Annotated in this window: 19 protein-coding genes; 13 read left to right on the top strand and 6 right to left on the bottom strand. The window is 74.1% G+C overall.

Annotated elements, in window-relative coordinates:
* Together ACIBH3_RS14980 and ACIBH3_RS14975 are read right to left on the bottom strand one after the other, a co-directional pair.
* On the bottom strand, window positions 1–1,953 hold the full coding sequence (locus tag ACIBH3_RS14980) for an FHA domain-containing protein (protein ID WP_396312377.1): 1,953 nt from the start codon (window positions 1,951–1,953) through the stop codon (window positions 1–3).
* A gap of 583 nt (window positions 1,954–2,536) precedes the next feature.
* On the bottom strand, window positions 2,537–5,137 hold the full coding sequence (locus ACIBH3_RS14975) for a SpoIIE family protein phosphatase (RefSeq protein WP_396312376.1): 2,601 nt from the start codon (window positions 5,135–5,137) through the stop codon (window positions 2,537–2,539).
* Window positions 5,138–5,369: 232 nt separating this feature from the next.
* Between ACIBH3_RS14975 and ACIBH3_RS14970 the strand changes: the two genes are divergently transcribed.
* The gene (locus ACIBH3_RS14970; RefSeq protein WP_396312375.1) at window positions 5,370–5,732 is read left to right on the top strand and encodes a hypothetical protein; all 363 of its coding nucleotides are present in this window, start codon (window positions 5,370–5,372) and stop codon (window positions 5,730–5,732) included.
* 68 nt (window positions 5,733–5,800) lie between these two features.
* Here the strand turns inward: ACIBH3_RS14970 and ACIBH3_RS14965 are convergent, their stop codons facing one another.
* Window positions 5,801–6,460, bottom strand: coding sequence for a phosphoribosyltransferase (locus ACIBH3_RS14965; protein ID WP_396312374.1), 660 nt, complete (start codon window positions 6,458–6,460; stop codon window positions 5,801–5,803).
* Between the two features lie 294 nt (window positions 6,461–6,754).
* The gene (locus ACIBH3_RS14960; RefSeq protein WP_396312373.1) at window positions 6,755–7,069 is read right to left on the bottom strand and encodes a hypothetical protein; all 315 of its coding nucleotides are present in this window, start codon (window positions 7,067–7,069) and stop codon (window positions 6,755–6,757) included.
* Between the two features lie 328 nt (window positions 7,070–7,397).
* Here ACIBH3_RS14960 and ACIBH3_RS14955 point away from each other — a divergent pair, with 328 nt between their 5' ends.
* The 3 genes from ACIBH3_RS14955 to ACIBH3_RS14945 all read left to right on the top strand — a co-directional run bounded on the left by ACIBH3_RS14955 (window position 7,398) and on the right by ACIBH3_RS14945 (window position 11,205).
* The gene (locus ACIBH3_RS14955) at window positions 7,398–8,816 is read left to right on the top strand and encodes a family 2B encapsulin nanocompartment shell protein (RefSeq protein ID WP_396312372.1); all 1,419 of its coding nucleotides are present in this window, start codon (window positions 7,398–7,400) and stop codon (window positions 8,814–8,816) included.
* Window positions 8,803–10,329, top strand: a complete 1,527-nt coding sequence (locus tag ACIBH3_RS14950) for a SufS family cysteine desulfurase (protein WP_396312371.1) — start codon at window positions 8,803–8,805, stop codon at window positions 10,327–10,329. Before ACIBH3_RS14955 ends, ACIBH3_RS14950 begins: the two co-directional genes overlap by 14 nt.
* A gap of 195 nt (window positions 10,330–10,524) precedes the next feature.
* A complete protein-coding gene (locus tag ACIBH3_RS14945; RefSeq protein ID WP_396312370.1) occupies window positions 10,525–11,205 on the top strand; it encodes a ribonuclease H in 681 nt (226 codons plus the stop codon).
* A gap of 61 nt (window positions 11,206–11,266) precedes the next feature.
* Here the strand turns inward: ACIBH3_RS14945 and ACIBH3_RS14940 are convergent, their stop codons facing one another.
* Complete coding sequence (locus ACIBH3_RS14940; protein WP_396312369.1) at window positions 11,267–11,503, bottom strand: hypothetical protein; 237 nt, start codon at window positions 11,501–11,503, stop codon at window positions 11,267–11,269.
* 303 nt (window positions 11,504–11,806) lie between these two features.
* On the opposite strand from ACIBH3_RS14940, the gene ACIBH3_RS14935 reads away from it, so the two are divergent.
* From ACIBH3_RS14935 to ACIBH3_RS14920, 4 genes are all read left to right on the top strand, one after another.
* On the top strand, window positions 11,807–13,354 hold the full coding sequence (locus tag ACIBH3_RS14935; protein ID WP_396312368.1) for a putative Ig domain-containing protein: 1,548 nt from the start codon (window positions 11,807–11,809) through the stop codon (window positions 13,352–13,354).
* Between the two features lie 334 nt (window positions 13,355–13,688).
* Window positions 13,689–15,650 (top strand): LodA/GoxA family CTQ-dependent oxidase, encoded by a 1,962-nt coding sequence (locus tag ACIBH3_RS14930; RefSeq protein WP_396312367.1) that lies wholly within the window; start codon window positions 13,689–13,691, stop codon window positions 15,648–15,650.
* On the top strand, window positions 15,647–16,774 hold the full coding sequence (locus ACIBH3_RS14925; RefSeq protein WP_396312366.1) for an NAD(P)/FAD-dependent oxidoreductase: 1,128 nt from the start codon (window positions 15,647–15,649) through the stop codon (window positions 16,772–16,774). The genes ACIBH3_RS14930 and ACIBH3_RS14925 overlap by 4 nt, the downstream gene beginning before the upstream one ends.
* Complete coding sequence (locus ACIBH3_RS14920; protein ID WP_396312365.1) at window positions 16,771–17,526, top strand: hypothetical protein; 756 nt, start codon at window positions 16,771–16,773, stop codon at window positions 17,524–17,526. The genes ACIBH3_RS14925 and ACIBH3_RS14920 overlap by 4 nt, the downstream gene beginning before the upstream one ends.
* 69 nt (window positions 17,527–17,595) lie before the next feature.
* Here the strand turns inward: ACIBH3_RS14920 and ACIBH3_RS14915 are convergent, their stop codons facing one another.
* A complete protein-coding gene (locus ACIBH3_RS14915; protein ID WP_396312364.1) occupies window positions 17,596–18,651 on the bottom strand; it encodes a hypothetical protein in 1,056 nt (351 codons plus the stop codon).
* 305 nt (window positions 18,652–18,956) lie between these two features.
* Between ACIBH3_RS14915 and ACIBH3_RS14910 the strand changes: the two genes are divergently transcribed.
* The 5 genes from ACIBH3_RS14910 (at window position 18,957) to ACIBH3_RS14890 (ending at window position 26,848) form a co-directional block, all read left to right on the top strand.
* Window positions 18,957–20,081, top strand: coding sequence for an FHA domain-containing protein (locus ACIBH3_RS14910; RefSeq protein ID WP_396312363.1), 1,125 nt, complete (start codon window positions 18,957–18,959; stop codon window positions 20,079–20,081).
* Window positions 20,082–20,165: 84 nt separating this feature from the next.
* Window positions 20,166–21,563 carry a hypothetical protein gene (locus tag ACIBH3_RS14905; RefSeq protein WP_396312362.1) on the top strand — a complete coding sequence of 466 codons (1,398 nt, stop codon included), beginning with the start codon at window positions 20,166–20,168 and terminating at the stop codon, window positions 21,561–21,563.
* Window positions 21,556–22,854 (top strand): KH domain-containing protein, encoded by a 1,299-nt coding sequence (locus tag ACIBH3_RS14900; RefSeq protein WP_396312361.1) that lies wholly within the window; start codon window positions 21,556–21,558, stop codon window positions 22,852–22,854. The genes ACIBH3_RS14905 and ACIBH3_RS14900 overlap by 8 nt, the downstream gene beginning before the upstream one ends.
* Window positions 22,851–25,013, top strand: a complete 2,163-nt coding sequence (locus ACIBH3_RS14895) for a vWA domain-containing protein (protein ID WP_396312360.1) — start codon at window positions 22,851–22,853, stop codon at window positions 25,011–25,013. Before ACIBH3_RS14900 ends, ACIBH3_RS14895 begins: the two co-directional genes overlap by 4 nt.
* Entirely contained in the window at window positions 25,010–26,848 is a 1,839-nt protein-coding gene (locus ACIBH3_RS14890; RefSeq protein ID WP_396312359.1) for a serine/threonine protein kinase, read from the top strand. Before ACIBH3_RS14895 ends, ACIBH3_RS14890 begins: the two co-directional genes overlap by 4 nt.
* The last annotated feature ends 25 nt before the right edge of the window (window positions 26,849–26,873 follow it).

The raw sequence follows: 26,873 nt of genomic DNA, 5'->3' as shown, positions 1-26,873 counted from the left end.
TCAGCTGGTGCGGCCGGGCGTCGGGTACTTGGTGGCGGGTGCGGCGGCGGGCGAGGGCACCTGGCGGTAGAAGATGTCGATGTCGACCTCCTCGCCGCCGACGATCATCGTGTCCCAGGCGCCGCTCGCGAGCAGGGTGCGGAGGGTCTCGCCCTTGAGCTTCCGCAGGTGGTCGCGGAGCGTCGCGTCGTCCGGCATCCCCGGGACCCGCGGTGCCAGGCGGTCCCGGATCCCCCGCAGCTGTTCCATCAGCGCGTCGATCCGCGATTCGCCATCCGGCCCGCCGTCCAGCCCGCCCTTCGCCTCGCCGTCGGCGGCAGCGTTCACCTTGCCGTTCGCCCGGTCGCCCGTCTCGCCGGCCTCGATGCTCCGGGCGATCTTGTCCTTGATCGCGCAGCTGTCGCCGTTCTCGTCGGTGGTCACCATCGAGTTCCAGGCGCGGCTCTTGTGCCGGTACTGGAGCATCGACATCGCCGCCTCGTGGCGGACGAAGTCGGCGTCGCGGAAGGGGTGCCCCCGCCAGGCGTTGCCGAGTGAACGGGCCAGCGAGATGGCGGACGCCAGGCCGCTGTTGAGCCCGCGCCCCGGCCAGAAGTGGATCGCGTTGGCGGCGTCCCCGAGCAGGAATCCGTACGTCCCGGGGGTGCCGGACGTGGCGGAGTAGAGCCTGGCGGTGAACCGCGGTCGCTGCACCATGTCGAGCCGGAACCCCGTGACGGCGCTCAGGTTCTCCTCGGCGACGCCGAAGAGGACCAGGCCCTCCAGCACCCGCTTCCACAGCGCCGAACCCTTGACCAGCGCGGGCAGGAACAGCGTGCCGTGGGTCGAGCAGCGGAAGTCGCCCTCCTCGTTGCGGCCCATCAGGCAGGGCCGCGAGGCGACGCACTGCTCGAACACCTGCCGGACGGGGTCGACCCCGATCACCTCCCGGGCCTCGGCGTCGGTGAGACGCATGTTCAGGAAGCCCTCGCCGCGCAGCGAGTTGAGCAGGAAGCGGTTCTGGGCCACGGTCAGCAGGACGGCCATCGGGTCCGGCAGGTCCGACTTCACCCGCAGGCCCAGCACGACGTCCTGGACGTGGTGGCCGTTCAGCGAGTAGATCGACGTGTCGGGGGTGCCGAACTTGTCGGTGAAGTGCTCCCTGGTCCGGGAGCGGCCGCCCTCGCAGATGGCGAGCACGTGGTCCTTGACCACCTCCTCGCGCTGTTCGGTCGGGTCGAAGTTGTCCGGAACCAGGCGGATCCGGCCGGACTTCTCGTTCGCCAGCTCCAGCAGCACGTCCTCGACGTAGGCGATCCGGATGTTGCGTGGCCCGTAGCCGCGCACCGAGTCCGGCCCGGCCGGCCACATCTCGGAGTACGAACCGGCGGTGAACAGCCGTGTCTGCACCTCCTCGGGGAGGTTGAGGTACTGGCGGCTCTGGACGGTCACGACCTGCTGGCGGCGGACGTTGCCCTGCGCCTCGCTCTTCCAGACGACCCGTGAGCCGTCCTGGGTCCAGCGCCCGTCGTAGATCGTGATGGCCACCCGCCGGCCCATGAGGTGCTCCAGCAGCAGGGCGAAGCCCAGGCCCACCGGACCGCCGCCCGAGACGGTGACGCTCAGGACGGGCTCCGGGGCGAGGGCCGTGGCGGCCAGGACATCCGTGACCGTCTCCATCGCGTCGGCGAGCTCGAAGCTGAAGACCTCGCCGCCGATGGTGATCAGGTCGCCGGACACCAGGACGTGGGAGGTCACCTGCTTCCCGTTCACCAGCGTCCCGTTGCGGCTTCCCCGGTCGTACAGCACGTAGCGCGCGCCCTCGCGGAGCACCTCCGCGTGCAGGCGCGAGGCGCTCCCGCTGGCGATCACCACGCGGCTGTCGCTGCTGCGGCCGAAGGTGACCGGTGTGTTGCCGACCGGGAACCGCCGCCCGGCCAGGGGCCCCTCACGTCCGATGATCGCAGCTGGCATGCTCACTCCGCTTCTTGGGTCTGTCGGTACTCGTCCTCGGTCGGCGGCCGGCCATCGGTGGGCCGCCGAAGGCGGCTGGCCAACGCTGGTGCTGCGGAAGGGGTTTCGGTGGGCTCGGGGTGGGTGCCGGGCGCGGGCCGGAGGCCGGTTGCGGCGGCCGCGCCCGGGAGGGGCACGAAGTGGAGGGGCGCACGGGACCCCGGGAGATCGTCGGGAGGCGCGGACGTCGTCGGGACGCCCGGCTCAGCGTGCCGTGCCGGCCCTGGTCACCATCGCAGGGGCCGGCGGCGCCGGCGGGGCCGGTCGGCCGGTTGACTCCAGGTGTGTGGGTGCCGCCTCATCGGCGAGTACGGTCCCGACAGTCGACAGCTCAACACAGACAGCCATGGCCCCCACGCCCGTCACTCCGTGCATCAACCGGTGACTCCAGGTTGTCGCCCCGGGCGGCCACGCGCAAGACCGTTTCGCCGGAAGTTGCAGACCGGTTGCACGGTGGTTGCACAGTCGCGAGGGCGATCCCCGCCGGACGGGTGTGGGCGCACGCCGCACGGCGCACCTCCCGCTGCGGCACGGCGAACCTTCGCTACGCCACGTCGGGCAGCGGCTGTTCCGTCCAGATGCACTTGCCGTCGAAGGCGTAGCGGGTGCCCCAGCGCTGGCTGAGCGCGGCCACCAGCTGGAGTCCGCGGCCGCCCTCGTCGGTGTCCCGGGCGCGGCGGATGTGGGGCGTGGTGAGACTGCCGTCCGAGACCTCGCAGATCAGGGTCCGGCTCCGCAGCAGGCGCAGCTGCACCGGCCCTCGGGCGTGCCGCACCACGTTGCCCACCAGCTCGCTGGCGATCAGCTCGGTGGTCATCAGGAGCTCGTCCAGCTGCCACTCGGTGAGTTGGCGCCGGACGTGCTCGCGGGCCTGGCCGGCGGCGACCGGGCCCTCGGGCAGCGGCCAGGACGCCACGTTCTCGGCGGCGAGCAGATGGGTGCGGGCCACCAGCACGGCCGCGTCGTCGTTCGTCCGCTCCGGCGCGGGCAGCAGCGCGGTGACGAGCGATTCGCAGAAGCGGTCGAGGCGCTCGGCCTCGGCCCGCTGGTCGCCGACGCCCGCGCCCCGATCCCCGGGCGGTCCGTGCCCGGGCGGTCCGTGCCCGGGCCGACCGTCCCCGGGCAGGCCCTCGGCGGGCGGACTCCCGGCGTCCGGGCTCCCGGGCGCCAGGCCTCCTGCGGGCGCGCCGGCGCGGCCGTCGGCGAGTGCCCCGGCCAGCTGCGCGACGCCGCTGTCGATGTCGCGCTCGGCCGACTCCACGAACCCGTCGGTGAACAGCACCAGCAGGCTCGCCTCGGGCAGGGTCAGTTCCGTCGTCTCGAAGGGCGGGGTGGCCGCGCCCAGCGGCGGGTTGACGACCAGGTCGGGGATGTACACCGTGCCGTCGGGGCGGACGATCGCGGGCGGCGGGTGGCCGGCGCTGCCGAAGGTGCAGGCGCCGGTCGCCGGATCGTAGAGGGCGTACAGGCAGGTGGCGTAGAAGTCGTCGCCGAGGTCGATGACCAGGTCGTTGAGGTGGGAGAACAGCTCGTCGGGCGGCAGTTCGAGCCACGCCAGCGTGTGCACGGCGGTGCGCAGCCGTCCCATCGTGGCGGCCTCCGCCAGGCCGTGGCCCATCACGTCCCCGATGACCAGCGCGACCCGCTCGGCGGAGAGCGGGATGACGTCGTACCAGTCGCCACCGAGCATGCCCTCACCGGCCGGGAGGTAGCGGGCGGCGGTGGTGACGGCGGGCAGCCGTGGCAGCGCGCTGGGCAGCAGGCCGCGTTGCAGCGCCTGGGCGCGCAGGTGCTCGGCGTCGAACAGCCGGGCCCGTTCCAGAGCCTGGGCGATCAGTCCGCTGAGCGCGATCAGCAGGGTGCGTTCCTCCGGCGCGAGGCGGCGGGGGCGGTCGAAAGAGAGCACGCAGCCGCCGACCTGACGGCCCGAGACCGCCAGCGGCACGAAGGCCCAGGCCCGCTTGCCGGTCTGCGCGACGAGTGCGCCCAGCCCCGGGTACTGCGACTCCAGCTCCTCGGGCGAGGCGATGAACTTGGGTCTGCCGTCGCGCAGGGCGTCGTCGATGGGGGTGCCGCGGGGGAAGACGTCCCGGGCCAGCCGGTCCAGGAAGGACGGCGGGTACCCGACCGCTCCCACGGCCCTGACCCGGTCGCCTTCGAGCGCCTGCACGATGAGACCGGAGGCGCCGAACAGCGGGAGCACGCGCTCGGCCGCGGCCACCACGTCGCGGGCGGTGAGCGCCTCGGCGAGTGCGACCGTCAGCTGCCCGATGTGGACGGACCGTTCGGTGGCCGCCCGCTCCTCGGCCGCATGCTCCAGCTCCAGCTCCCGCTTCTCGGTGATGTCGGCGAGGTAGACGGTGAGCCCGTCGGGCACCGGGATCAGCCGCAGGTGGTACCAGTGCCCGCCGCTCGGCAGTCGCCGCTCCAGCTCGGCCGGCCGGCGGTCGACGACGGCCTGTCGGCACGGCGCTTCGAGACCGGCCGCGCGGATCGCCGGGATGTCCCACAGGGTCCGCCCGACCAGCTCGCCGGAGGAGCCCAGGAGGTCCTCGGCCCGCAGGTTGAGGTACAGGATCCGCCAGTCGGCGTCGACGGCGATGAAGCCGTCGCTCATGTGCCGCAGGGCGCGACCGGCCGACTCCATGGAGGCCTGGGCCTCGGTGGTCTCCCAGAGCCGCCCCATCATGTGCGCGGGCCTGCCGTCCTCGCCGACGACGGTCCGGCCACGCACCTCCACCCACCCGACGGTGCTGTCCGGGCGGCGGATCCGGTGCCGGACGCTGTACTCGGCGCCGTTGCGCAGCGACTCCTCGGCCTGCGCCAGCACGGCGGGCAGGTCCTCGGGGTGGATCAGCGCCCGCCAGGTCTCGATCCGGCCGTCGAACGCGTCCGCGGGTATGCCGATCACCCGGGTCATGGTGTCGTCCCAGAGCAGATCGCCGGTGCGGATGTCCCAGTCCCAGGCACCGACCCGGACGGCGTCGAGCGCCTGCCGGAGCCGCGCGGCGTCCTGGTCCCGTCCAGGCCCGTGGGCGGCGGGCTCACCGTTCGCCGCGAGATTCGGCTCGCGGCGGGAATCCGGCCGGCGGGGCTCGGTGGGCTCCTCGGGTCGCTGCACGCCGGAGGCGGGTGTCGTGCCCACTCTCATGCCTCCGATCTGCCGGCATGATCCCTGGTGGCCGCCGGGAGCGGCCGAATCCCCCTGGAAGCCCCAGATTGCACTATATCCCCGTAACCAACTGTGCAGTCCGGCTACGGAGGGTGTCCGCGAGCCGGCCGAGGGGGCGGCCGAGGGACGGCCGCGCTGCCCGGCATGCGCGCGGGCCCGATCCGTGCGTCCCTGAAGAGACCGCAACAGAGGAAGGGACCGCGTCGTGGGCGAGTACGTGATGGTGCATCTGAACGGTGGCACGGACCGGACGGCGACCGCCGTCCACCGGGCGCTGGGCGGAGCCTTCACGCCGCGGGCCGACGGGCCCGAGGGCCCGGCCGCGGACGCGCCCGGACCGGACGCGCCCCGATCGTCCTGGAGCCGCAGCTACCGGGTCGACGGACCGGGGCGTCCGATCGGCCCCGAGGACCGCCTGACCGGCGAGATCGACGCCGAGCTCGTCGGCGCGGCCGACCGCGTCGAGCAGGTGCTCGCCGCGCTGCGCACCTTTGCCGACGTGGGGGAGCCCACCGCCGCCGACCGGGGCGGGGAGGTCCGGACGCTGGTCCACCTGGGCCCGGCCTGAGCGCGAGGGGCGGGGGACCGCCGGGACGTCGTGCGCGCCGGCGCCCGCGGGTGACCGGCCCGGCTCCCTCAGCCGGCGGCGCGCCGGTGCTCCAGGATGTCGATCGCCTCGCGGTCGGAGACCTCGCGGAAGTCCTCGTACCAGGGGCCGACCGCATGGAGGTACCGGCCGCGGTGGAGACAGAGCAGGTCGTCGGCCTCCGGGGCGAGCTCGTCGGCCACCCGGGCGTCGCACACCGGCACGGCGAGGATCAGCCGCGCCGGCCCGGCGCGCCGCACGAAGCGCAGCGCGGCGCGCGCGGCGGCACCGGCGGTGAGGCCGTCGTCGACCAGGACCACGGTCCGCCCTTCGAGCGGTGGGGCGGGGCGGCCGTGCCGGTAGAGGCGCTCGCGGCGGTGCAGCTCGGCCCGCTCGCGGGTGACGTCGGCGTCCAGATCGCGCGGCCGCAGGCCGAGGGTCCTCAGGGCGCGCCGGTTGAACAGCGGCGGGTCGCTGGCGGCGATCGCACCTATCCAGGCGTCCGGCTGGCCCGGCGCGCCGATCCTGCGGGCGATCAGGACGTTCAGCGGGGCCCCGAGGGCGCGGGCGACCTCCGCGGCCACGGGCACGCCGCCGGGCGGCAGGGCCAGCACGATCGGGTCGGGCAGCCCCTGGCCGGCGGCCACCTCGGTGAGCCTGGCGGCCAGTCGGCGGCCCGCGTCCTGGCGGTTCGCGAAGCGTGTGGGCATCTCGTCCTCCGCACCTGGCGATCGCGGGGTGCGGTTGTCCCGGCGGGTCACGAGCGGTTGTCGAGCGCTCGCCGAGCGGTCACCGGCCGGGGCGACCCAGCGGTCGGCCGGCCCGGTCGGGCGGCCGACGGGCCCGGTGCGGGACATCCGTACCGCGCCTGTGCGCCTGCCCTGGGCTCCCGCGGTTGAAACCGGCGCCGAGCCCGGGGTGAGCCGGGTGCCGGGGCGGCCGCGGGCCGGGCGAGGCACCCGGGCGCGGCGGTGCGCGGTACGTGCTTCCGCCCCCGCCCGGTGCTACTCGGCGTCGCGGGCGATCGCCAGGGCGAGCGTCTGAAGGACCTCCTCCGTCGGCTCCACGGGGTCGGTCTCGTCGTACGCGTCCGCGACCGCCTCGAAGGCCAGGACGAATCCGGTGATCAGGGCGCTCAGCGGCTGGGACAGCTGGCCCAGCACGGACAGCCCCACCTCCTCGGCGTCCGCGTCGACGGGCACGAAGAAGTGGTCGGGGATCACCTCGCCGAGCAGGTCCGAGACGTAGTCGGCTCCGACGCCGCTGCGCAGGGCGGTGAGTGCCGCGATGGCCTTCAGCTTGATCTCGTTCTCGGTCATGGAGCGAGGGTAAGAGCTATCGCCCGGGATCCGGTGGCGGCGCAGTGGCTGCCCGGCCGTGAGCCGATCACGGCTAGTTCCCAAGATCGGCTTTCGAACACATCACGCCCCCTTATGGCCCAATTCACACCTTCGAGTGAGTTTCGCCGAGTGAAGGTCCGATGCTGCGCACCGGAACCATCGGGGCGTAATCGAACGTGCTCGCGCCGGTGCAACGGTGCCGCAACAATCGGTCCGGAACAGCGTGAAGAGGTAGATCTTCCCTCTGCCGCAAATGCTCTGACGTCTCGTCAGTTCTCTCGTCCAAGGACAAGGACCCGGATCAGCCATGACCACTGAGACCGTTCAGCAGGCCCCGCAGAACCAGCAGAGCCTCAGTACCTCCGCCGCGAGGAACCTGGCCACCACCACCAAGACCGCGCCGCAGATGCTCGGGATCACCCCCCGCTACCTGCTGCGCGCCCTGCCGTGGGTGGACCTGGAGGCCGGTGTCTACCGGGTCAACCGCCGCCGGGGCTTCATCCTCGGAGACGGGCTGATCACCACCTACACCGACGGTGGCGGCGAGGCCCGGGTGGTCGCCGAGGACCTCCGCGAGATCGCCTTCCTGCGCGAGCTGACGAGCCCGCTGCTGAGTGCCCTCGCCGGCGGGTTCGTCCAGCGCGAGGTCGGGGCCGGCGAGCTCATCGCCGATGCCGGCGCCCCCGCCGGGCAACTGCACGTCATCGCGTTCGGCCGCGCCGAGAAGCGCGCCACCGGCCCGTACGGCGACGACGTCCTGCTCACCATGCTCGGTGACGGCGACTTCTTCGACGCCGCCGCCTGGGCGCGCGGCGAGACGATGCCGTACCAGGTCAAGGCGGTCACGCCGTGTACCGTGCTCTCGCTCGACCAGCGGATGCTCGCCGAACTCGCCGACCGGGAGCCCGCGTTGCGCGCCCAGCTGGAGGCGTACGCCGCCAACGGCCAGGGCCCGGCCGACCGCGAGCACCCGATCAACCTGACGTCCGGCCACAGCGGCGAGCCCGAGCTGCCGCAGACCTTCGTGGACTACGAGGAGAGCCCGCGCGAGTACGAGCTGAGCATCGCGCAGACCGTGCTGAAGGTGCACACCCGGGTCTCCGACATCTACAACTCCTCGATCGACCAGGTCCAGGCGCAGCTGCGGCTGACCGCCGAGGCGCTGCGCGAGCGCCAGGAGTGGGAGATGATCAACCACCCCGAGTTCGGCCTGCTCGGCAACGTCGTGCCCAGCCAGCGGGTGCACACCCGGACGGGTGCGCCGACGCCCGACGACATGGACGAGCTGCTCGCCCGGGTCTGGAAGCAGCCCGCCTTCTTCCTCGCCCACCCCAGGGCGATCGCCGCGTTCGGGCGCGAGTGCACCCGGCGCGGGGTGCCGCCGCAGATCGTGGACCTGTTCGGCAGCCCGTTCCTGACCTGGCGCGGGGTGCCGCTGCTGCCCTCCGACAAGCTGGACCTCAAGGGCTCCGGCGACGCGGCTCCCGGGACCACCAACATCCTGCTGATGCGGGTCGGCGAGGCCGAGCAGGGCGTGGTGGGCCTGCGCCCGGCGAAGGTCCCCGACGAGGTGGAGCCGGGCCTGTCGGTGCGCCCGATGGGTGTCGACCGCCAGGCCATCACCTCCTACCTGGTGACCAGCTACTTCTCCACCGCGGCGCTGGTGGACGACGCCATCGCGGTGCTCCAGAACGTCGAGGTGTCGAACTACTATGACTACTCCTGACGGATTCGGGCGCAGTGCCGGAGCGGGTCAACTCGCCGCTGCCCCCGCGGGGTTGGCGGGCCTGGCCCCGGCGCATGGTGCTACGCCGGCCGGCTCGGCACCCGGGGGAGCGGGCCTGCCCCCCGGACTCCCGCAGGCCGGGACGCTGCCGCGGCCGGACTCCTGCCCGCCGCCCGCGGCGCTCGCCCACGCGGCGGGCGGCAGCCCGTACTGGCTGCCGCAGCAGCAGGCCGCGCCGCCGACCGTGACGCCGCCGACGGCTCCACCGTCGGCGCCGCCGACCGGCTTCGACGTCGAGGCCGTCCGGCGGGACTTCCCGCAGCTGCACCGGGAGGTGAACGGCCGCCCACTGGTCTGGCTGGACAACGGGGCCACCACCCTCAAGCCCCGCCAGGTGGTCGAGGCGGTCGCCGAGCACTATTCGATGGGCACCTCCAACGTCCACCGCGGCGCGCACAGCCTGGCCAAGCAGGCCACCCAGGTGTACGAGGAGGGGCGGCAGGCGGCGGCCGGCCTGCTGGGCACCCGGGACGAGGGCGAGATCGTCTTCGTCCGGGGGACGACCGAGGCCGTCAACCTGGTGGCGCAGAGCTGGGGCCGCGCCAACCTGGGGGTGGGCGACGAGATCCTGGTCTCGGCCGCCGAGCACCACTCCAACCTGGTGCCCTGGCAGCTGATCGCCGAGGAGCGCCGGGCCAGGATCAGGCCGATCCCGCTGCTCCCCGACGGACAGCTCGACCAGGACGCGTACCGGGATCTGCTCGGTTCCCGGACCAGGATGGTCGCGCTCACCCACGCCTCCAACGTGCTGGGCACCGTGCCGCCGGTGGCGGAGATGACCGCGCTCGCCCACCGGTACGGCGCCAAGGTGCTGGTCGACGGTGCGCAGGCGGTGAGCCACTTCCCGGTGGACGTCACCGCGCTGGACGCCGACTTCTACACCTTCTCGGGGCACAAGATCTTCGCCCCGACCGGGATCGGCGTGCTCTTCGGCAAGCGCGAACTGCTGGAGGCCATGCCCCCGTGGCAGGGCGGCGGTAACATGATCGACTCGGTGGGGTTCGAGGAGACCACGTACGCCCCGATCCCGCACCGGCTCGAAGCGGGGACGGGCCATATCGCGGGGGTCGCGGGCCTGCGGGCGGCGCTGCACTACCTCGCCGGACTGGACCGGGAGGCCGCCGCCGCGCACGAGGAGCAGCTCACCGCCTATGCGATGGGCGCCCTGGCGACGGTGCCCGGGCTGCGGCTGATCGGCCACGCGCCGGGGAAGATCGGGGTGCTCACCTTCCTGCTCGCGGGAACCGACCCGATGGCGCTGGCGGGCGAGCTCGACCAGCAGGGCATCGCCGTGCGCGCCGGGCACCACTGCGCGCAGCCGGCACTGGCCGCCTTCGGCCTGCAGAGTGCGGTGCGGGCCTCGCTGGCCCTGTACAACACCGTGCAGGACGTGGACGCCCTGGTGGCCGCGCTCCAGGGCATCCAGGTGAAGTCGGCAGCCGAAGCCGGATAGTCGGGCCCGGGTCGGCCGGTCGCGGCCGGGCCCCGCCGGTGGTCGACGCTCCGCCCGGCACGTCCTGTGCCGGGCGGAGCGGCCGTCGAGGGGCCGGCTCGGCGGGGCGCCGTGCTGTGCTGCGCGGCGCCGTACGGCGACCGGATCACCGGTGCGGGCGGCGGTGCGGCGCTGCGGCCTGCGATCATAACGACCATGGTGGAACGAGTGATCGCAGCATGTGACGGAGCGGCCAAGGGCAACCCGGGCCCGGCGGCCTGGGCCTTCGTGGTGGCCGACGGCGCCGGGGTGCCGCAGTTCTGGCGGGCCGGACCGCTCGGTCACAGCACCAACAACGTGGGTGAACTGACCGCTCTCGAACAGCTGTTGGAGGCGACGGACCCGGCCGTCCCGACGGAGGTGCGCCTGGACAGCACCTACACCCGGGACGCCGCCACCAAGTGGCTGGCCGCCTGGAAGCGCAACGGCTGGAAGACCGCCGCGGGCAAGCCCGTGGCCAACCGGGAGCTGATCCAGCGCATCGACGCCCTGCTGGAGGACCGCGAGGTCACCTTCGTGTACGTGCCCGCCCACCAGGTGGACGGTGACCCGCTGAACGCGATCGCCGACAAGGCCGCGAGCGATGCCGCGCGCACCCAGCAGGCGGCCGGCGGTACGGCGGCCGACCTCCCCGTCCCGGACCCGGCCCGTGTCCCCGCCTCCCGCGGTGCCCGGCGCGCCCCGGCCTCCGCCGCCACCCGCTCCGGCGGCGGGCCGACCCTGTCCGCCCGGTTCCCCGGCACCTGCCCGTGCGGCCGCGCGTACGCCAAGGGCGAGAAGATCACCAAGGTGGGCAAGAGCTGGGGCCACCCGGAGTGCGTCACCGCCCAGCCGTGACGGACCAGGTGGGGATGGTCCCACCGGAGGCCCGCCCGGGGCCTGTTGACGCCCCCGCAGGTCAGAACAGCGGGACCGCTGGCTCGTCCTGGGCGTGCCCCGGGAGGGGCAGCTGGTAGATCAGCCCGGCCGGTTCGACGGACTGGAGCGAGCCCGAGCAGGACACCAGGGCGCCGCGGTGGTCGCGGTGCACGTCCGGTTCGTCGTGTCGGGAGGCACGCCACTGGCCGGGGCCGTGCGGCAGGGCAGCGACGTTGCGCCGGCAGTGCGAGCAGAGGACCCGGGGCATCTTCGTCATGCCCTCCATGATGCGGGTCGGCTCGGACAGTCGGCACGGGCGACTACGAGGCCTACGCCGTGGCCGAGTTCGGGGCCCAGGCGGCGGCCGGCCGCTCCGTCTGGGCGGAGGCCGCCCAGGCGTGCGTGAATTCTCCTTCGTTGCACCGCTGTTGCCGGCGGGTTGCCGTGTGCTCACGGCGTGCGTGAGCGCATCACGATTTCTGTCAGAACAGTTGACCGCCTTGATGAGGGCATGGCATTTTCATGCGGCCCGGGCGTGCGCAACCGGTCGCACGCCCGGCAATCCCCCACAAGGAGACCCATGTTCAAGGGACTTGCCGGCGGACTCGGCACGGCCGTGCTCGTCGTGGGCGCGTTGATCCCCGCCGCCACTCCGGCGCACGCCGTCCAGGCGGGCGATCTGACGTCCACCATCGCGCTGAGCAACTGCTCGGCCGCTCTCGTGCGCTACCCCTCCTCGGTCGACACCGACCGGGCCATGATGCTCACCAACGGGCACTGCCTGCCGACCATGCCGCCCGCCGGCCAGGTGATCCAGAACGCCAGCAGCAGCCGTACCGGCACGCTGCTCAGCGGTTCCGGCTCCTCGCTGGGCACCGTCCAGGCGGACAAGGTGCTCTACGCGACCATGACCGGCACCGACGTCGCGCTCTACCAGCTGACCGACACGTTCGGGTCCATCGGCACCAAGTACGGTGCCACGGCCCTGACGATCAGCGACACCCACCCGGTCAACGGGTCCTCGATGTACATACCCTCCTCGTACTGGAAGCAGGTGTGGAACTGCTCCGTCAACGGGTTCGTGGACACCCTGCGTGAGGACCAGTGGACCTGGCACGACTCGATCCGTTACAGCGCCGGCTGCAACACCACCCACGGCACCTCCGGTTCGCCGATCGTCGACGCCGCGACCAAGAGGATCGTCGGTATCAACAACACCGGGAACGACGACGGCGCGATGTGCACGCTGAACAACCCCTGCGAGGTTGCCGCCGACGGCACCACGACGGTCACCAAGGGTCAGAGCTACGGCGAGGAGACCTACTGGTTCACCACCTGCCTCGGCGCGGGCCGGGTCATCGACCTCGGAGTCAGCGGCTGTCTGCTCACCAAGCCGGCCGGCAGCTCCAACGTCACGGTGACCAACCCGGGCAGCCAGACCACCACCCTGGGCGGTGCGGCGGACCTGCAGATCGCGGCGAGCGGCGGCACCGCCCCGCTGACCTTCACCGCCACCGGTCTGCCGACCGGCCTGACGATCGGCTCCGGCGGCAGGATCACCGGTACGGCGACGGCCGCGGGCACGTACAACGTGAGCGTCACCGCGAAGGACGCCACCAACAAGACCGGCTCCACCGCCTTCACCTGGACGGTCAGCGGCGGCGGGGGCGGCACCTGCACCCCGGCCCAGCTGCTGGGCAACGCCGGCTTCGAGACCGGCGCCGCGGCCCCCTGGACCACCACCAGCGGCGTGGTCGACAACGGCGGCTCCCAGGCCGCCCACTCCGGCTCCTGGAAGGCCTGGCTGAACGGCTACGGGTCCACGCACACGGACAGCGTCGCGCAGACGGTCACCATCCCGGCCGGCTGCAAGGCGACCCTCAGCTACTGGCTGCACATCGACACCGCCGAGACCGGCTCGACGGTCTACGACAAGCTGACCGTCACCGCCAACGGCACGACGCTCGCCACGTACTCGAACGTCAACGCGGCCGCCGGCTACAGCCAGAAGACGATCGACCTGTCCTCCTACGCGGGCCAGTCGCTCACCCTGAAGTTCAACGGCGTCGAGGACTCCTCGCTCCAGACGAGCTTCGTGATCGACGACACCGCGCTCCAGACCGGCTGACCGCGGTCCGAGGCCAACCGGGTCACCGGCGTCCTGCGTTGCGAGGGCAACGAGCCGGCGTCGGACGGGACGGCAGCACCGTGCTCGGTGCTCGGTCCGGACAGTGCCGGTGACCCGGCGATGAGGGGCTGACCGGGCGCGGGACGGCTCTCCCGGACCGCCCGGAGAGCCGGCTGCCGCGTCTCCTCCTCCCGGCCCAACGGTTCCGCGTCCGCGGACCGTTGGGCCGTCCGCGTGACCTGCGGGTGCGCCGGTGTCAACTCCCGTGTCCCGAACGCTACGTTCTCCCCCGGAAGATGGTTCGATCACGGAGGTTCCTGTGGGTGGAAGCCAAGTGAAGTTCAAGATCCATCCGGCGATCGGCATCGCGCGGGTCGGCAACAGCGGGGAGGACTTCGTCGGCCCCGAAGTCCCGGAACAGCCGGTCGGTGCGGCCGGCAGCCTCAAGGACGGCGCCGGCCAGATCAGGCGGCAGGCGGCGCGGTTCCGGATCTACGAGTACGACGCCGACGGCAAGGCGGTCCGCGAGGTCACGGTCGGCAAGGACGGTGTCAAGGACATCTCCTGGACGGTGCACCTGGCGAACAGGAAGGCCGCCTGGTACCAGTTCTACGTCCCGCTCGACGTCCCCGACGGCAGGCGGCTGAAGCAGAAGCAGTACGGCCGGCGCAACGCCGCCTTCGAGGGCGACCGCAAGAAGCTGGTCAACGACCCCGGCCCGCGGACGGTCTCGTCCAAGGACAAGCAGAAGGAGCAGATCCTCGGCGAGATCATGGGGCAGAAGCCCCACCTCGGGGACCTGCGCGGCGAGGAGACCGGCTCGCTGCTGGTCCTCGGGGGCGCGGGCGCGTCCGGGTCCTGGGCGAGCCCGCCCAAACCGATCACCGGGATCGCCAACAACGACACCTGGTACGACGACACCTCCGACGGCCCGGTCACCGCGAAGATCATCCTGGACGACGGCAAGGAGATCGAGGTCGCGGGAGCCTGGGTGGTGGTCGCACCCCCGCACTACGCGCCGGCCGTGAAGACCATCCGCACGATGTACGACCTGCTGCTCGACCTCTTCGTCGGCAACGGCACACTGCCCCGCCCCACCGCGATCACCTACGCCGAGCACATCGAGCCGCTCCTGGCCCGCTTCTGCGGCCTGCAGTGGGTGAACCGCGGGTTCGCCGCCCAGTTCGGCTGGGGCGGGCCCAACGACTTCCTCGACGAGCGGATGCGGGTGCGCCTGTCCGATCCGTCGGTGCGCAACAAGGAGTTCCGCACCCAGATCTACAACTCGCTGCGGGACTACGACCGTGACGGCCGTTCACCCCAGCCCTGGCCGTGGATCTACGGCGACGGCATGGCCGTCCCGCCGAAGTCAGACCTCCAGCACATGGCCCTGTCCGCGACCCAGGTCTGGCTGATGGAGCAGTGGGCCGCCGGGAACTTCACCGCCGGGGTGAGGAAGCCGGTCCTCAAGCTCGCCGACGCCCCGGTCGCCGACCGGCCCGCCCTGCTGGACCGGGCCGCGCTGGAGCACTGCGCCGCCGACGCGTTCCACCCCGGCTGCGAGGTCACCTGGCCGATGCGCCACGACACCATGTACACGGAGCCCTTCCGCATTCGCCACCGCACCGTCCAGGACGGCCCGGAGCCCGACTACGGGCCCTTCCTCACCCCGGACATCGCGCTGTCCGCGCACGGTCCGCTGCACGCGCAGGAGCCCGGCGGCCTCACCCGCTGGATGGCCGCGCCCTGGCAGACCGACACCGCCGGCTGCCGCTCCGGCTACGAACTGGCGGCCAACATCGACGCCCGCTACAGCCCGTACCTGCCCACCTTCTGGCCCGCCCAGGTACCCAACCAGGTCCTCAAGGCGACGGACTTCGAGGTCGTCAACAAGCCGGGAGACGACGAAGCCCGGGCGGAGGCCTTCGAGCACCGCGCGGTGTGGCTGCGCGGGCTCACCGCCGTGGACAAGCTCGAACAGCTCCAGCAGATGACCACCCGGTGGTGGAAGTTCGGCGTCGTCGAGGAACACCCCTACACGGTGGGGGACAAGAGGTTCCCCGACCGGATCCTGGTGGAGTCCACCCCGCTGCCGCCGCTCGACCAGGCCCACGACAACCACAACCTGGTCAACGTGCACGTACCGCAGGCCGGGGTGCCGCAGATGTCCGACAGCGAGGCGGGCGCGCTGTTCAGCCGGGCGGTGGAGGTGGCCATGGACGGCACCGACTTCCGGCCGGAGGAGATCTCCGCCGGCTACCTGGAGAAGGTGGACCCCTTCCAAGAGTGGCAATGACCGACGCGCGGTACGAGATCGTGATCGCGGGCGGCGGACCCGCCGGGTGCGCCGCCGCGCTCGCCCTGACCCGGGCCGGGCGCAGCGTCCTGCTGGCGGACGCCGGCACCGGACCTCCCAAGGTCGGTGAGTCGCTGGTCCCGGTCGCCGGGCGGCTGCTCGCCGACCTCGGGGTCGCCCGGCAGGCCCTCGGCTCCGGGCACCTGCCCTGCTACGGCAACCTGTCGGCCTGGGGCTCATCCGAGCTGCACGAGGTGCACTCCCTCAGCGACCCGTACGGCCACGGCTGGCACCTGGACCGGCAGCTGTTCGACCGCCGGCTGCGTACGGCCGCCCGGGCGGCGGGTGCCGACGTCGCCGAGCGCACCACCGTCCGCCCGCCGCTGCGCACCCCGGACGGCGGCTGGCGGGTGGAACTGCGCGGGCCGGCCGGCGCCCGGAGCGTGCGGTGCGCGTGGCTGATCGACGCGACCGGGCGCCGCGCCGCAGTGGCCACCCGCTGCGGCGCCCGGCGGCACACCCGCGACCGTCTGACGGCCACCCACCTGACCCTGGCGCCGCTGCCGGACGCGGCCGACGGCTGCTCGCTGGTGGAGTCCGGGCCGGACGGCTGGTGGTACACCACCCTGCTGCCCTGCCGGCGCCGGCTGATCGCCTACTTCACCGACGCGGACCTGCCCTCGGCGCGGGTGTGCGGAGCCGAGCAGCTGTGGCAGCGGATGCTGCGCACCCGCCACGTCCGCGCCCGGGCCGAGCCGCACGGCCTCGCCCCCGGCAGCGTGCCGCGCCGAGCTCCGGCGTACGGCGCCCACCTGGACCGGCTCCGGGGCGACGGCTGGATCGCGGTCGGGGACGCCGGCACGGCCTTCGACCCCCTCTCCTCGCAGGGCGTCCTGACCGCGCTCGTCACCGGGCTCAACGCGGCCCAGGCTCTCGACGCCCACCTGCGCGGGCGGACCTCGGCCCTGGCGGACTACCAGCACCGGGTGCGTGCCGCGTACGCCGCCTACCTCGGCGACCACCACACCGTCCACCAGCAGGAGGGCCGGTGGGCCGAGCGCCCGTTCTGGGCCCGCCGCCTGGTGGGAGCCACCACCAGACTCACCGAAGGAGTACCGGTATGACCCCCCAGCACGAGACCACCGGCCACCAGCCGGCCGCACACGAGACGGCCCGGCCCGGGAGCGGCCAGAATGCGGACCGGCACGGCCACCGCTTCCTGCTGATCGGCGAGCAGACGATCTTCGCCTACCACCTCGGGCTCTACTTCGTCCCCGTGCACGCCTTCCAGATGATCACCAAGTTCGGCCTCGACGACCGGCTGCGCACCAAGTACCTGGAGGACCTCGGGGCCCACCGGGACCAGCGGGTGTACTACTCGCTGTTCTCCGAGGGGCACTGGCCGCTCCAGGAGATCGTGGACGGCACGCGCACCTCCCTGGACGTCGAGCTGGAGCGGGTCACCGTCGACCAGAACGGCAACCGCACCTTCACCACCCTGATGGCGGTGACCACCGCGACCTGCCGCAAGGGCGATGTCGTGCACTACAAGCCGCTCGACGCCAAGACCTACCCGGACTACCTCACCTGCCTGGCGTTCGGCCAGGGCGCGGAGGTGCACCTCGCGCACCAGCTGGCCGCGCCCAAGAACTGGGACGAGGTCATCACCGTCACCGACCCGCAGGGCTTCCAGCAGGCGGACCTCGACCACGCCGCCGCGGTCACCATCCCGTCGATCAAGGACGCCAAGGGCGTGCTGGACAAGAGCCCGCTGATCACGGGTCAGAAGTACGACGGCGAGATCGGCCAGCGCAGGGTGAGCTTCCGGGCGGGCCGGCAGGGGTGGTGGAACCACACCAGCCTGAACGCCTCGTGACGTCCCGGGTCTGTCCCGTCCCGCGGCGGACGGGGCAGGCCCGGCGGGTCCGGCGGGCTCTGGCCCTCCTCAGCCCCGGCGGCGGGCGCCCAGCCGGCTCAGCCAGCGGGCGGGGCCGCGCTGTACGGGCACCTTGATGACCTGCTCCGGGCGCCGCGGTGGGGGTGGCGGGGGCGTGGCCTGCGCCGTGCTGCGTGCGGTCTTACGCCCGGCCCGCGCGGCGTGCCACTCGGTGTTCCGCTCGGCGGTCGGTGAGGCGTTCCCCGCGGTGTTGCCACCCGCGGTGTTGCCCGCGGGCTTGGGCCGGCTCTCCGGCGGGCGGGCGGCGGCGAGCGCGGCCTGCCGCTTCTTGATCTGCCGCCACGTCCCCGCGGGGCACCGGCCCTGCGCCTGGCGGGCCAGGAAGTTCTCGTAGCGCACCTTGCGCGGCGGCGCTCCCGCCTCCACCCAGCAGGGCTTGCCCGTCCGGCTCCAGCCCTTGGGGGACATCCGGATGTGGTCCGCCCGGTCGTCCTTGTTGCGGGTGGTGATCTGCACGACCTCGGCGTGGTCGTCACAGGTGCGCAGGACGACGCAGTGGCGCCTGCCCTCCTCGGCCCGCTCGCGGTAGGGCACCATGGCCAGCCAGACCTCGCCCGGGGCCGGCTGATCGGGGGCGTGGACCGACGTCGCGGCGACCGCGGCGGTGCGGGCCCAGGCCCGTACGCTCCTGGACCACACCCAGGCCACGACGCCCACCACCAGGCTCTGCACGGTCGCCGCTCCGGCCCAGCCCGGATCCTGCTGCCCGAAGATCCTCGGTACCAGGAGGTCGCCGGCCAGTACCGCGGCGAGCGAGCACAGGGCGGCGAGCCCGCCCGCCCGCAGGAGCAGCGCCCACAGCGGGACGCGACGGCTCCGCCCGGCGTGGCGGTCCACCAGCAGTGCCACCCCGTACGAGATGGCGATCAGCATGGCCAGCTGCGCCGGCGTGGTGTGCTGCGGGGGCTGCTGGGCGGCCAGCAGGGCGGGCATCAGGACGGGCTGGGCGAGCAGCTCCCCCAGCACCGTGAAGCGGATCGGCAGCGAGACGAGGATGAGGCAGCCCAGGCTTCCTCCCCGTGAACTGCCGTACCGATGCGCCATGTTCGCCGCTCCCGCCGTTCGTCCGGTCGGGCGCAATGTAGCGCAACGGGGCCCGCGACGTGCCGGAACCGGACGGTAGAGGCCGGAATCGACCGCTGGTGTGCCCGTGCCCCACGGGACCGGCGACAGCATCGGGTGATTCTCGTTCCTTCCCGCCCCGGCCCGGCCGCCGCCGTGGTAGGACCGTAGGCGTCAACGACTCACGGGCCCGCGCCGGCTCGGCCCCCTGCCGGGCCCCGCGTGGTGGCGGCGCACCGGCAGCACGCCTCGGAGGACCAGCACATGACCGCAGCGGAGCCGCGCCCATGACCCTCCCCGCGCAGTCCCCCGGCCGCGCGGAGCCCGGTGCGGTGGTGGACGTCTCCAACGTCTGCTGGTCGCCGGAGCTCGCACCCTTCGGGCGTCACTTCCCCCTGCTGGAACGCCTGTTCGCGATCCGCGGGGCCTGGCACCGGCAGTACGGCGCGCACGCGTCGCTGGCGCTGGTCGCCGACAACTCCCTCCGGCGCGCGCTGCACCCCGACGACCGGCGGGAGCTGAACCGGATGGAGCGGGCGGGCGAGGTGGAGTTCGCCCCGACCGCCGACCCGGTGCTGCTGGAGCTCGCGCGGGACCGCGGCTGGTACGTCATCAGCGCAGACCGGTTCAAGGACCTGCGCAGGCTGCACCCGTGGATCGACGGCGCGCCCGAACGGTTCCTGGCCTGGGAGGTCGCGGACGGCACACCACGGCTGCGCCCCAGCGGCATCCGCCCCGTACCGGAGCAGGTGGTGTCGCGGCTGGCGGAGCGCAAGGACCTCCGGCGCGAGCAGCACATCAGCGTGGACGTGGCCGCCCAGAAGCGCCTGCTGCGCAGCTACTGGCGCTGCACCGACCCGGGGTGCCTCAAGGCGATGATCTGGCCGGCCCGGCTGCTGGACTGGCCCACGCTGCGCCGCGACGGCACGGTGGTGTGCACCTGCGGCGGGCCGCTGGAGGAGGCCGGACCGCGAGGTGTCACCCGGATGTTCGTGGCCGCCGACGCCCGCACAGGGAAGGAGTTCCTCCGCTTCCCGATCAGCGTGGGCAGCGCCCTGCTGCTGGGCCGGGGCGATCTGAGCCACGGCATCAACCTCGCCGGGCAGGGGCTCGACGCCCCGCCCGAGGTGGACCGTACGAGCCGGCGCCACCTGATTCTCTCGCTGGAGGACCGGCCCGGCGGCCCGCGCGCCTTCGCCGTGGACCTGGGCTCCGGCAACGGCACCGTGCTGCTGCGCGGAGGTGCGCAGCGCCTGGCGGAGGGCGAACCGGTCGGACTTGGCGAGCAGGACCGGCTGGTGCTGGGCGACGTGGTCAGCATCCGGTTGTCCGGACGCAGGTACTTCACCGGCGACGAGGAGCGGGTGCCCGACCACGGCACCGCGGGCGGCGGAGTGACCCGGCAGGGGTGAGCGGAGCCGGGTTCGCGAAATCAGCTGACCCTGCATCATGTCATCGTCCTGCCAGGAGCTTCGACGATTGGGTAGCCTCGGGGCATGTTGGTGAGTCTGACCAGGGTGGGGCCTACGCGGCAGTCCCTCGCCAAGGCGGTCGCCGTGACGGGCGTGGACGCCCTCCAGCTACTGCGCCGGCCACAACTGCCGCCTGCTCCACCGTCGTTGCCGATAGTGGAGCTCGTGCCCGATGAGCGGACCCCGGAGCTGCTGCACGTGCGGCTGCCGGGGGTGTGGCTGGGCACGCCCGGGGCGCGCGAGGCGGGCTTCGGCTACCTCGGCGCGGTGCTCGCGGCGCTGTCCGGAGCCGCCCGCACCATGGGGGGCCTGCTGCATCCGCCCGGCGTCCAGGTGAACGCCAAAGCGGCCAAAGCCGCCAAGGCGGCCGGCGCCGAGGCTCCTCAACCCGCGCTCGGCGGGGACGTCCACGGCCTGCACACCCTGGACGCCGCCGAGCAGGAGGTGCTCGCCAACCTCCTGCGCCGGCACAGCCCGACCCTGATCGCCCTCACCGGCCGGGTCCGCGTCGGCGGCCCCGCCGACCTGGTCGGCTCACGGCGCCTGGCCGACTCCCGCGAGCACCTGGCCGCCCGCTACCTGGCCTCCGCCGATCCGCGCCACCTGCGCCACGTCCGCGCCGACATCCGCCGCCGGTACGGCATCGCCGACCTGTCGCGGATGGACATCGCCCCGGCCGCCGGGCCGGCCGGGGACGGTGAGGTGCTGGTCCGCTGCGTGGACGCCCAGGTCTCGCTCGCCGACCTGCGGGCCCAGGCCCTGCTCTTCGCCGCGCTGGCGCTCAAGGCCCGGCGGATGGTCAGGAACGGGGAGCGGGAGTTCGACGTCCCCCAGCACGTGATCGAGGCCAACCGGGCCCGGGCGGTGGTGCAGGGCCTGCGCGCCCAGTTCGTCCCGGAGATGTCCAAGGCACGCACCCCCCGGCCGCTGGCCGCCCGCGAGGCGGCCCGGCGGCTGCTGGGCGGCCTCGCCGCCGAACTCAGCCTGCTCGACGCGACGGCCGAGGAACTCCTGCCGCTGCTGGCCCCCGTGGAGCTGCCCGCCCTCGGCCTGCCCGCGCTGCGCACCCAGGACCTGCTGCTGCGCGCCGCCCGGCAGGGCATCCCGGCGCTGGCGCAGCAGGCCGAGCGCGAGCTGTACGACCCGCGCCCCGGCGGCGGGCTGCTCGCCCACCTGGCACAGGAGGCACCCGGCCGGGTCGAACTGCTGCTCGGCGAGTGGCGCCGCACGCTCGCCGACGGCATCGCGCCCGCGCCGCGCGCCGACCGGCCGCAGAAGCCGCAACGGCCGCAGCGGCCGGGAGGCGACGCCCGGCGCGAGCGCCCGCAGCACGGCAGCCGGCGCAACCCCCAACGGAACACACCGCGCGACGATCCGCGCGACACCCCGCGCAAGCCGGGGCGGAGGGACACCCATGAGTGACTACCTCGCGGGCCAGGTCGAAGCCGCCCTCGACCTGCGGTCCTGGGGCGCGGCCATCGGCGGGCAGGACGACCTGGTGGCGCTCTGGTCGCAGCTGGAACCGACCCTGTACGGACGCCCGCTGCGCGGCGGGGCCGTCCACTCCTGGGACGCCGACCACGGCACCATCCGGCTGGAGATCCTGCGGGTCGCCCCCGGTGTCACCGTCCTCGCCGCCGACACCCGCATCGACCTGGTCGCCGTACGCGAGCCCGCCCGGCTGGTGCACCGCTGCGCCACCTGCGACCGGGCCGGCCGCGCCGGCTACGGCGTGTTCCACTGCCGGGCCTGCGGCGACGCCGGGCAGCCGGACCAGGTGTGCGTGGACCACGCCGTCATGCTGGACGGCGCGCTGACGCCGAGCTGCCCCGAGCACCACCCGCGCTGCCGGGACTGCGACACCGCGGCGGTGTTCTGGTGCGCCGGCGTCAACTGCCGGGCCCGGGCCGCCTGGTGCGCCCGGCACCGGGCGCGCCACCCGCAGGACCCGGACACCGACTACTGCCCCGGCTGCTACCGGCTCGCCTTCCCCGTCTGCGAGGAGCAGGGCTGCTCCTCGGTCGGCACCGTCACCTGCGACTGGCTCGGCCCGCACGGCAAACCCTGCGGCCAGCAGGCCTGTACCCGGCACGCCCGGCGCTGGCAGGTCTTCGGCGCGGAGCGCGTGGGCCTGGGCCTGTGCCGCAACCACAGCCGGATCGCCGGCCGGCCCGCGGACGAACTGCTGTACCAGATCTGCGCCGGCGCGGCCCGTACCCGCGGCGTCCGGGTGCCCTCGCTGCCGGCGTTCGGGCACAACCTGCGCAACTGCGGCCACCGCGAACTCGCCGTCGACTACCGGACGATCCGCGCGAAGCTGGAGGCCGTGCGCAGCCGCAGCGCGGCCGGAAACGGCTCGGCCGCCCTCACCGCCGCCCTGGAGCGCGCCGCGGTCGGCTGGGAGCGCGAACTCCAGCAGCTGCGTGGCCACGCCGCCGAGGGCGAGCAACTGCTGCAACGGCTGCAACGGCTGCTGCTGGACCAGGACCCCCGCTGGGGACGCGAGATCGCCGCGGGCCTGAGCCTGCAGGAGTACAAGCCCGCCAGGACCGGCGGCACGAGCGGTGACCGCGCCGCGCTGCTGTGGGTCCAGCTGCCCGACGAACTGCACCGCTACCTGATCGGCCCGCAGGGCACCCGGATCAAGTCCTACTCGCAGCAGCTGGGCGCTGAGGTCAAGCTGGCCGACCGAAATCGGAGGGGACGGCGATGAGCGCGCCGCTGCTGAGCATGACGAGCCACCGGCTGCTCCGGGTACCCGAGGGCGGGCCGATCAGCGGCCAGCAGGTCGGGGTGAACGCCGCGGACCTGCCGCCGGGCACCCCCGCGACCGGGCTGCCGGTGCTGCTGAGCCTGGACGCGGGCGGCGAGCCACTGTGCGCCGCGCTGCGCCTGTCCGCGCTCGCGGAGGTCCCCACGGGCGTGCTGGCCCTCGGCGAGGAACTGGCCGGATCGCTCGGGCTGGACGAGATCGCGGGGCCGCAGAACTGGCGGATCGACCAGGTCCCGGTGGTGCCGCTGCGCCGCCTGCGGCTGGAGATGGCCACCGAGACCTCGCTGGACGCCGCCGTCCGCGACCTCTCCGAGGCCGGGCTGCCCGGACGGCTGCTGTGGCTGCCGGACGAGCCCGGGCGCGAACTGTGGCTGGAGATCGGCGGACTACCCCACCGCGTCCAGGAGGCGGACGCCGGCGGCCGCCGGGGTGTGCTGGCCGAGATCGGCCCGCAGAGCGAGGTGGAGCTGTTCGCATCGGGGGCGCGCAACGGCGTGGACATCGTGGTGCTGGCCGACTGCAGCGGCTCCATGGACGTGGACGACATCCCCGTGCTCGGTGAGACTGCGGGCGGCGGTCTGTTCGGCGGCTGGCGGCGCGGTGCCCGCCCGTCGGGCCGGCAGAAGCGCGCGGAGGCGCTGCGGCAGGCGCTGCAGTACCTGCTGGAGATGCGGCTACAGGTGAGCGGGCGGGAGTCGCGCCTGGCGCTGGTCCAGTTCACCCACACCACCCGGCAGGTCTTCCCGCGCGGCGGCGGCATGGCCGAACTCGACGCCGGCTCCGCCGGGACCGCGGCCGAGGAGTTCCGTGGCGCCGTGGCGCTGCTGCGCCCCGAGAGCGCCGGCACCGACATCGGCAACGCGCTGCACGAGGCGGCCAACCTGCTCTACCAGCACGGCAAGCCGGGCAACGAGAAGCTGGTGGTGCTGGTCAGCGACGGCGCGCACTGGGCGCCCAAGGGCGACCAGGGCCTGGGCGAGGTGGTCCGGGCGGCGGAGGAGCCGGTCAGCCTGATGGAGCACCTGCACCGGGACATGGGCGTGCGCCTGCACGCGCTGGGCATCAGCACCCCCGCGCTGTACCAGCAGTGGGTGCGCGCCGGCCACGTGGACTTCCCCGACCTGGAGCCCAACCACGGGCTGCTCGAACAGCTGGTGCGCGTGGGCGGCGGGGACACGGCGGCGATCGGCGGTTTCGACGTGCTGGCGCACTACTTCTCCGGCCTCGGCACCGGGACGGTTCGCCGGGTGCCGCTGCACCGCGGTACGGACGGCGCCGCGCGCACCCGGCCGGGCGCCGGGCCGGGCGGTGGCCGGGGCGCGGGGCCCGGCGGCGGCCGCGGGGCCGGGGCGCTGGCCCGCGAGACCGTCGAGCTGCTGCGGGCCCTGAGCGAGCGCCAGGAGCGCGGCAGGCGCCAGGCCGAGGCGGACGCCGCCCGTGGCGTCCCGGCGGGCGCACCGGCCGCGGCCGAGTACGCCGGGCGGCTGCGTGAGGCGGCCGGACGCGTGCACGGCCAGTCCCAGCGGGTCTTCGGCCGGCCGCTGCTGGACGTGCGCAACCTCAACCGGGTGGTGACCCGCTCGGTGGTGGGTGAGGACGGGCACGACCCCCGGCACTCCTTCGTCCGGGACCTGACCGGCGCGTTCCGGCCCACCCGGCCCGCCGTGGTGCCGCCCGAGCTGGCGGTGCCGCTGGGGGCGCTTGAGCAGCTGCTGATGGACACCACCGCCCAGGCGGCCCAGGACGCCACGCGGGCGGACAGCCCGGGCTGGCGGGCGGAGCGGGTCGGTGCGCTGACCGGTGTGCTGGAGGCGCTGGCGGCGGCGCTGGCGGCGGCGTCCGAGGTGCCGCAGCCGGTGGCGGCGCAGGCGGCCGGGTCGGCCGGGTCGGCCTCGGGGGCGGCAGCGCGGGAGCGGGCCGTACCGCAGCGCGAGTACGTCTCACCGCCCGTCAACCCGTACGGTGCGGGCGCCACCGCGATCGGCGCCAACTCGCCTGCGGCGCAGTCGGCGTACCCGCCCGCGCCCACCGCCGCACCCACCGCCGCCCCCGTCCCGGTGTCCGCCACGCTGACGCTCCGCTACCGGGGTGAGGAGTGACCGGTGGCCGGCGCTGGGAGGCCGGGCAGACCTTCGGGCCTGACCGCAACCCGGAGCAGTACCGCCTGCTGGACTTCATCCACCGGGGCGGCGAGGGCGAGGTCTGGCAGGCCGAACGGGCCGACCGCGACGGCACCCGCGACCTGTGGGCCGTCAAGATCCTCAGCCCCTTCGACGGCGACGGCACGCCGGAGGAGACGGCGCGGTGGCAGGCCCGCTGGGACGACAGCGTCAGCCGCGCCAACCAGCTCAGCCAGGAGGGGATCGTGGTGCCGCTGTGCTTCGAGTGGGCGGCCCCGCGGTTCCCGCACCTGCCGCCGCACCCGGGGGGCGGCACGGTGCCGTACATGGTCTCCCGCTGGGTGGAGGGGCTCCAGCTCGACGCCTGGGCCCAGCAGGGCCCCGCCTCGCCCGTCGAGCGTCTCGACGTCCTGGTCCGGCTCTGCCGGACGGTGGACCGGCTGCACGACTCCGGCTGGGTGCACCGCGACATCTCCCACGCCAACGTCCTGGTCGACCGGGCCGGGGAGCCGCACCTGATCGACCTGACGTTCCTGGCCCGCGTCGGCCGCCCGCTGACCGTACCGGTGAGCACCGAGGGCTACGCGATCGGCGACGAGGAGCAGCGGGACCGGCCCCCGAGCCCCGCCAAGGACTGCTTCGCCGTCGGCGCTCTCGCCCGGCTCCTGCTCGTGCCGCACCTGCGGGTGCCCGAGACCGTCCGCCTGGTGGCCCTCGCGGGCGAGCAGGTGGAGGAGGCCGGCTTCGGCGCCGAGGCCGCCGACTGGCTGCTCCGGGCCCTCGCGCTGGACCCGGCCCACCGCCCGCGCCCGCTCACCCCCTGGGCCGAGCGGCTGCGGGACCTCGTCGCGCGCGGGCCCGGCCCGCGGATCGGCTGCCTGGCGCTGGCCGTGGACGCGCACGATCAGCCCGTCGCCGTCCCGGCCGGCCCCCAGGGGCCGGCCGTGCTCACCGGCTCGCCCGCCCCGGCCGGCCGAGGCCGGCCGCCGGCGCTGCCCGGCGCGCCACGCGGGGTGCGCCAGGTCGCCCTCGCCCGCGACGGGCTCGGCGCCCTGGTGATCGCCGCGGTGGACCGCTACGACGTGCTCTGGCTGGGCACCGCCACGGCGGGCTGGGAGCAGGCCGCGCACGGGGTGCGCGGTGTCGCCGCGGCCACCTCCCCGTTCGGCGAGGCCTTGTTCTGGACCTCGCACCGGACGGGCCTGCGCCTGCTGCGGGTGCCGCCGGGCGGTGCGCCGGTGGCGGCCACGGTGCCGGACGGCTGGCCCAGCCGGGTGCTCACAGCGGCCTGGGACGAACTCGGCCGGCCCGCCGTGCTGGTCAGCTCGGAGCAGCGTGTCACGCACTGGACCTGGCCGCTGGAGCCGGGTGCCGAACCCGAGCCGGTCACCGTGTGTGCGAGGCCGGTCGGCTCGGGCGCGCTCGCGCTCAACCGGTGGGGCGAGCTCACCGCCTGGCTGCTGGACGACCGGGGGCAGCAGCAGCGCTTCACCCGCCACTTCTCCGGCGTCTGGGAGAGCGACACCCCGGCCACCCCCGGCATCGACCGGATCGCGCTGCTGAGCATCCGCCAGGGCGCCGTCCGCGCCTCGGCCGGCCCCCGGGGGCTCACCGTGGAGAGCGAGCCGTCCCGCGCCGGATCCACCCCCCTCGTCCTCTGCGACCAGCCCGCCACTCTCCCTGCCCTGGCCCAGGGCAGGGACGGACGCCTGTTCGCCGCGGCCCTGGTCGGCCCGGAGCACGAGGCCGAGCTCCGTTGCTGGCAGGAGGACTGGGACGGCAGCTGGCTCCCCGTCGACCTGCGCCCCGCCTGAGCCGATCGGCCGCCCGGCTCCCGCC

It is taken from the genome of Kitasatospora sp. NPDC050543 (assembly GCF_044457565.1).
In the GTDB taxonomy this organism is placed as follows: Bacteria; Actinomycetota; Actinomycetes; order Streptomycetales; family Streptomycetaceae; genus Kitasatospora.
Note: the sequence above shows the minus strand (reverse complement) of the source record. Positions and strands in the feature narration are given on the sequence as shown.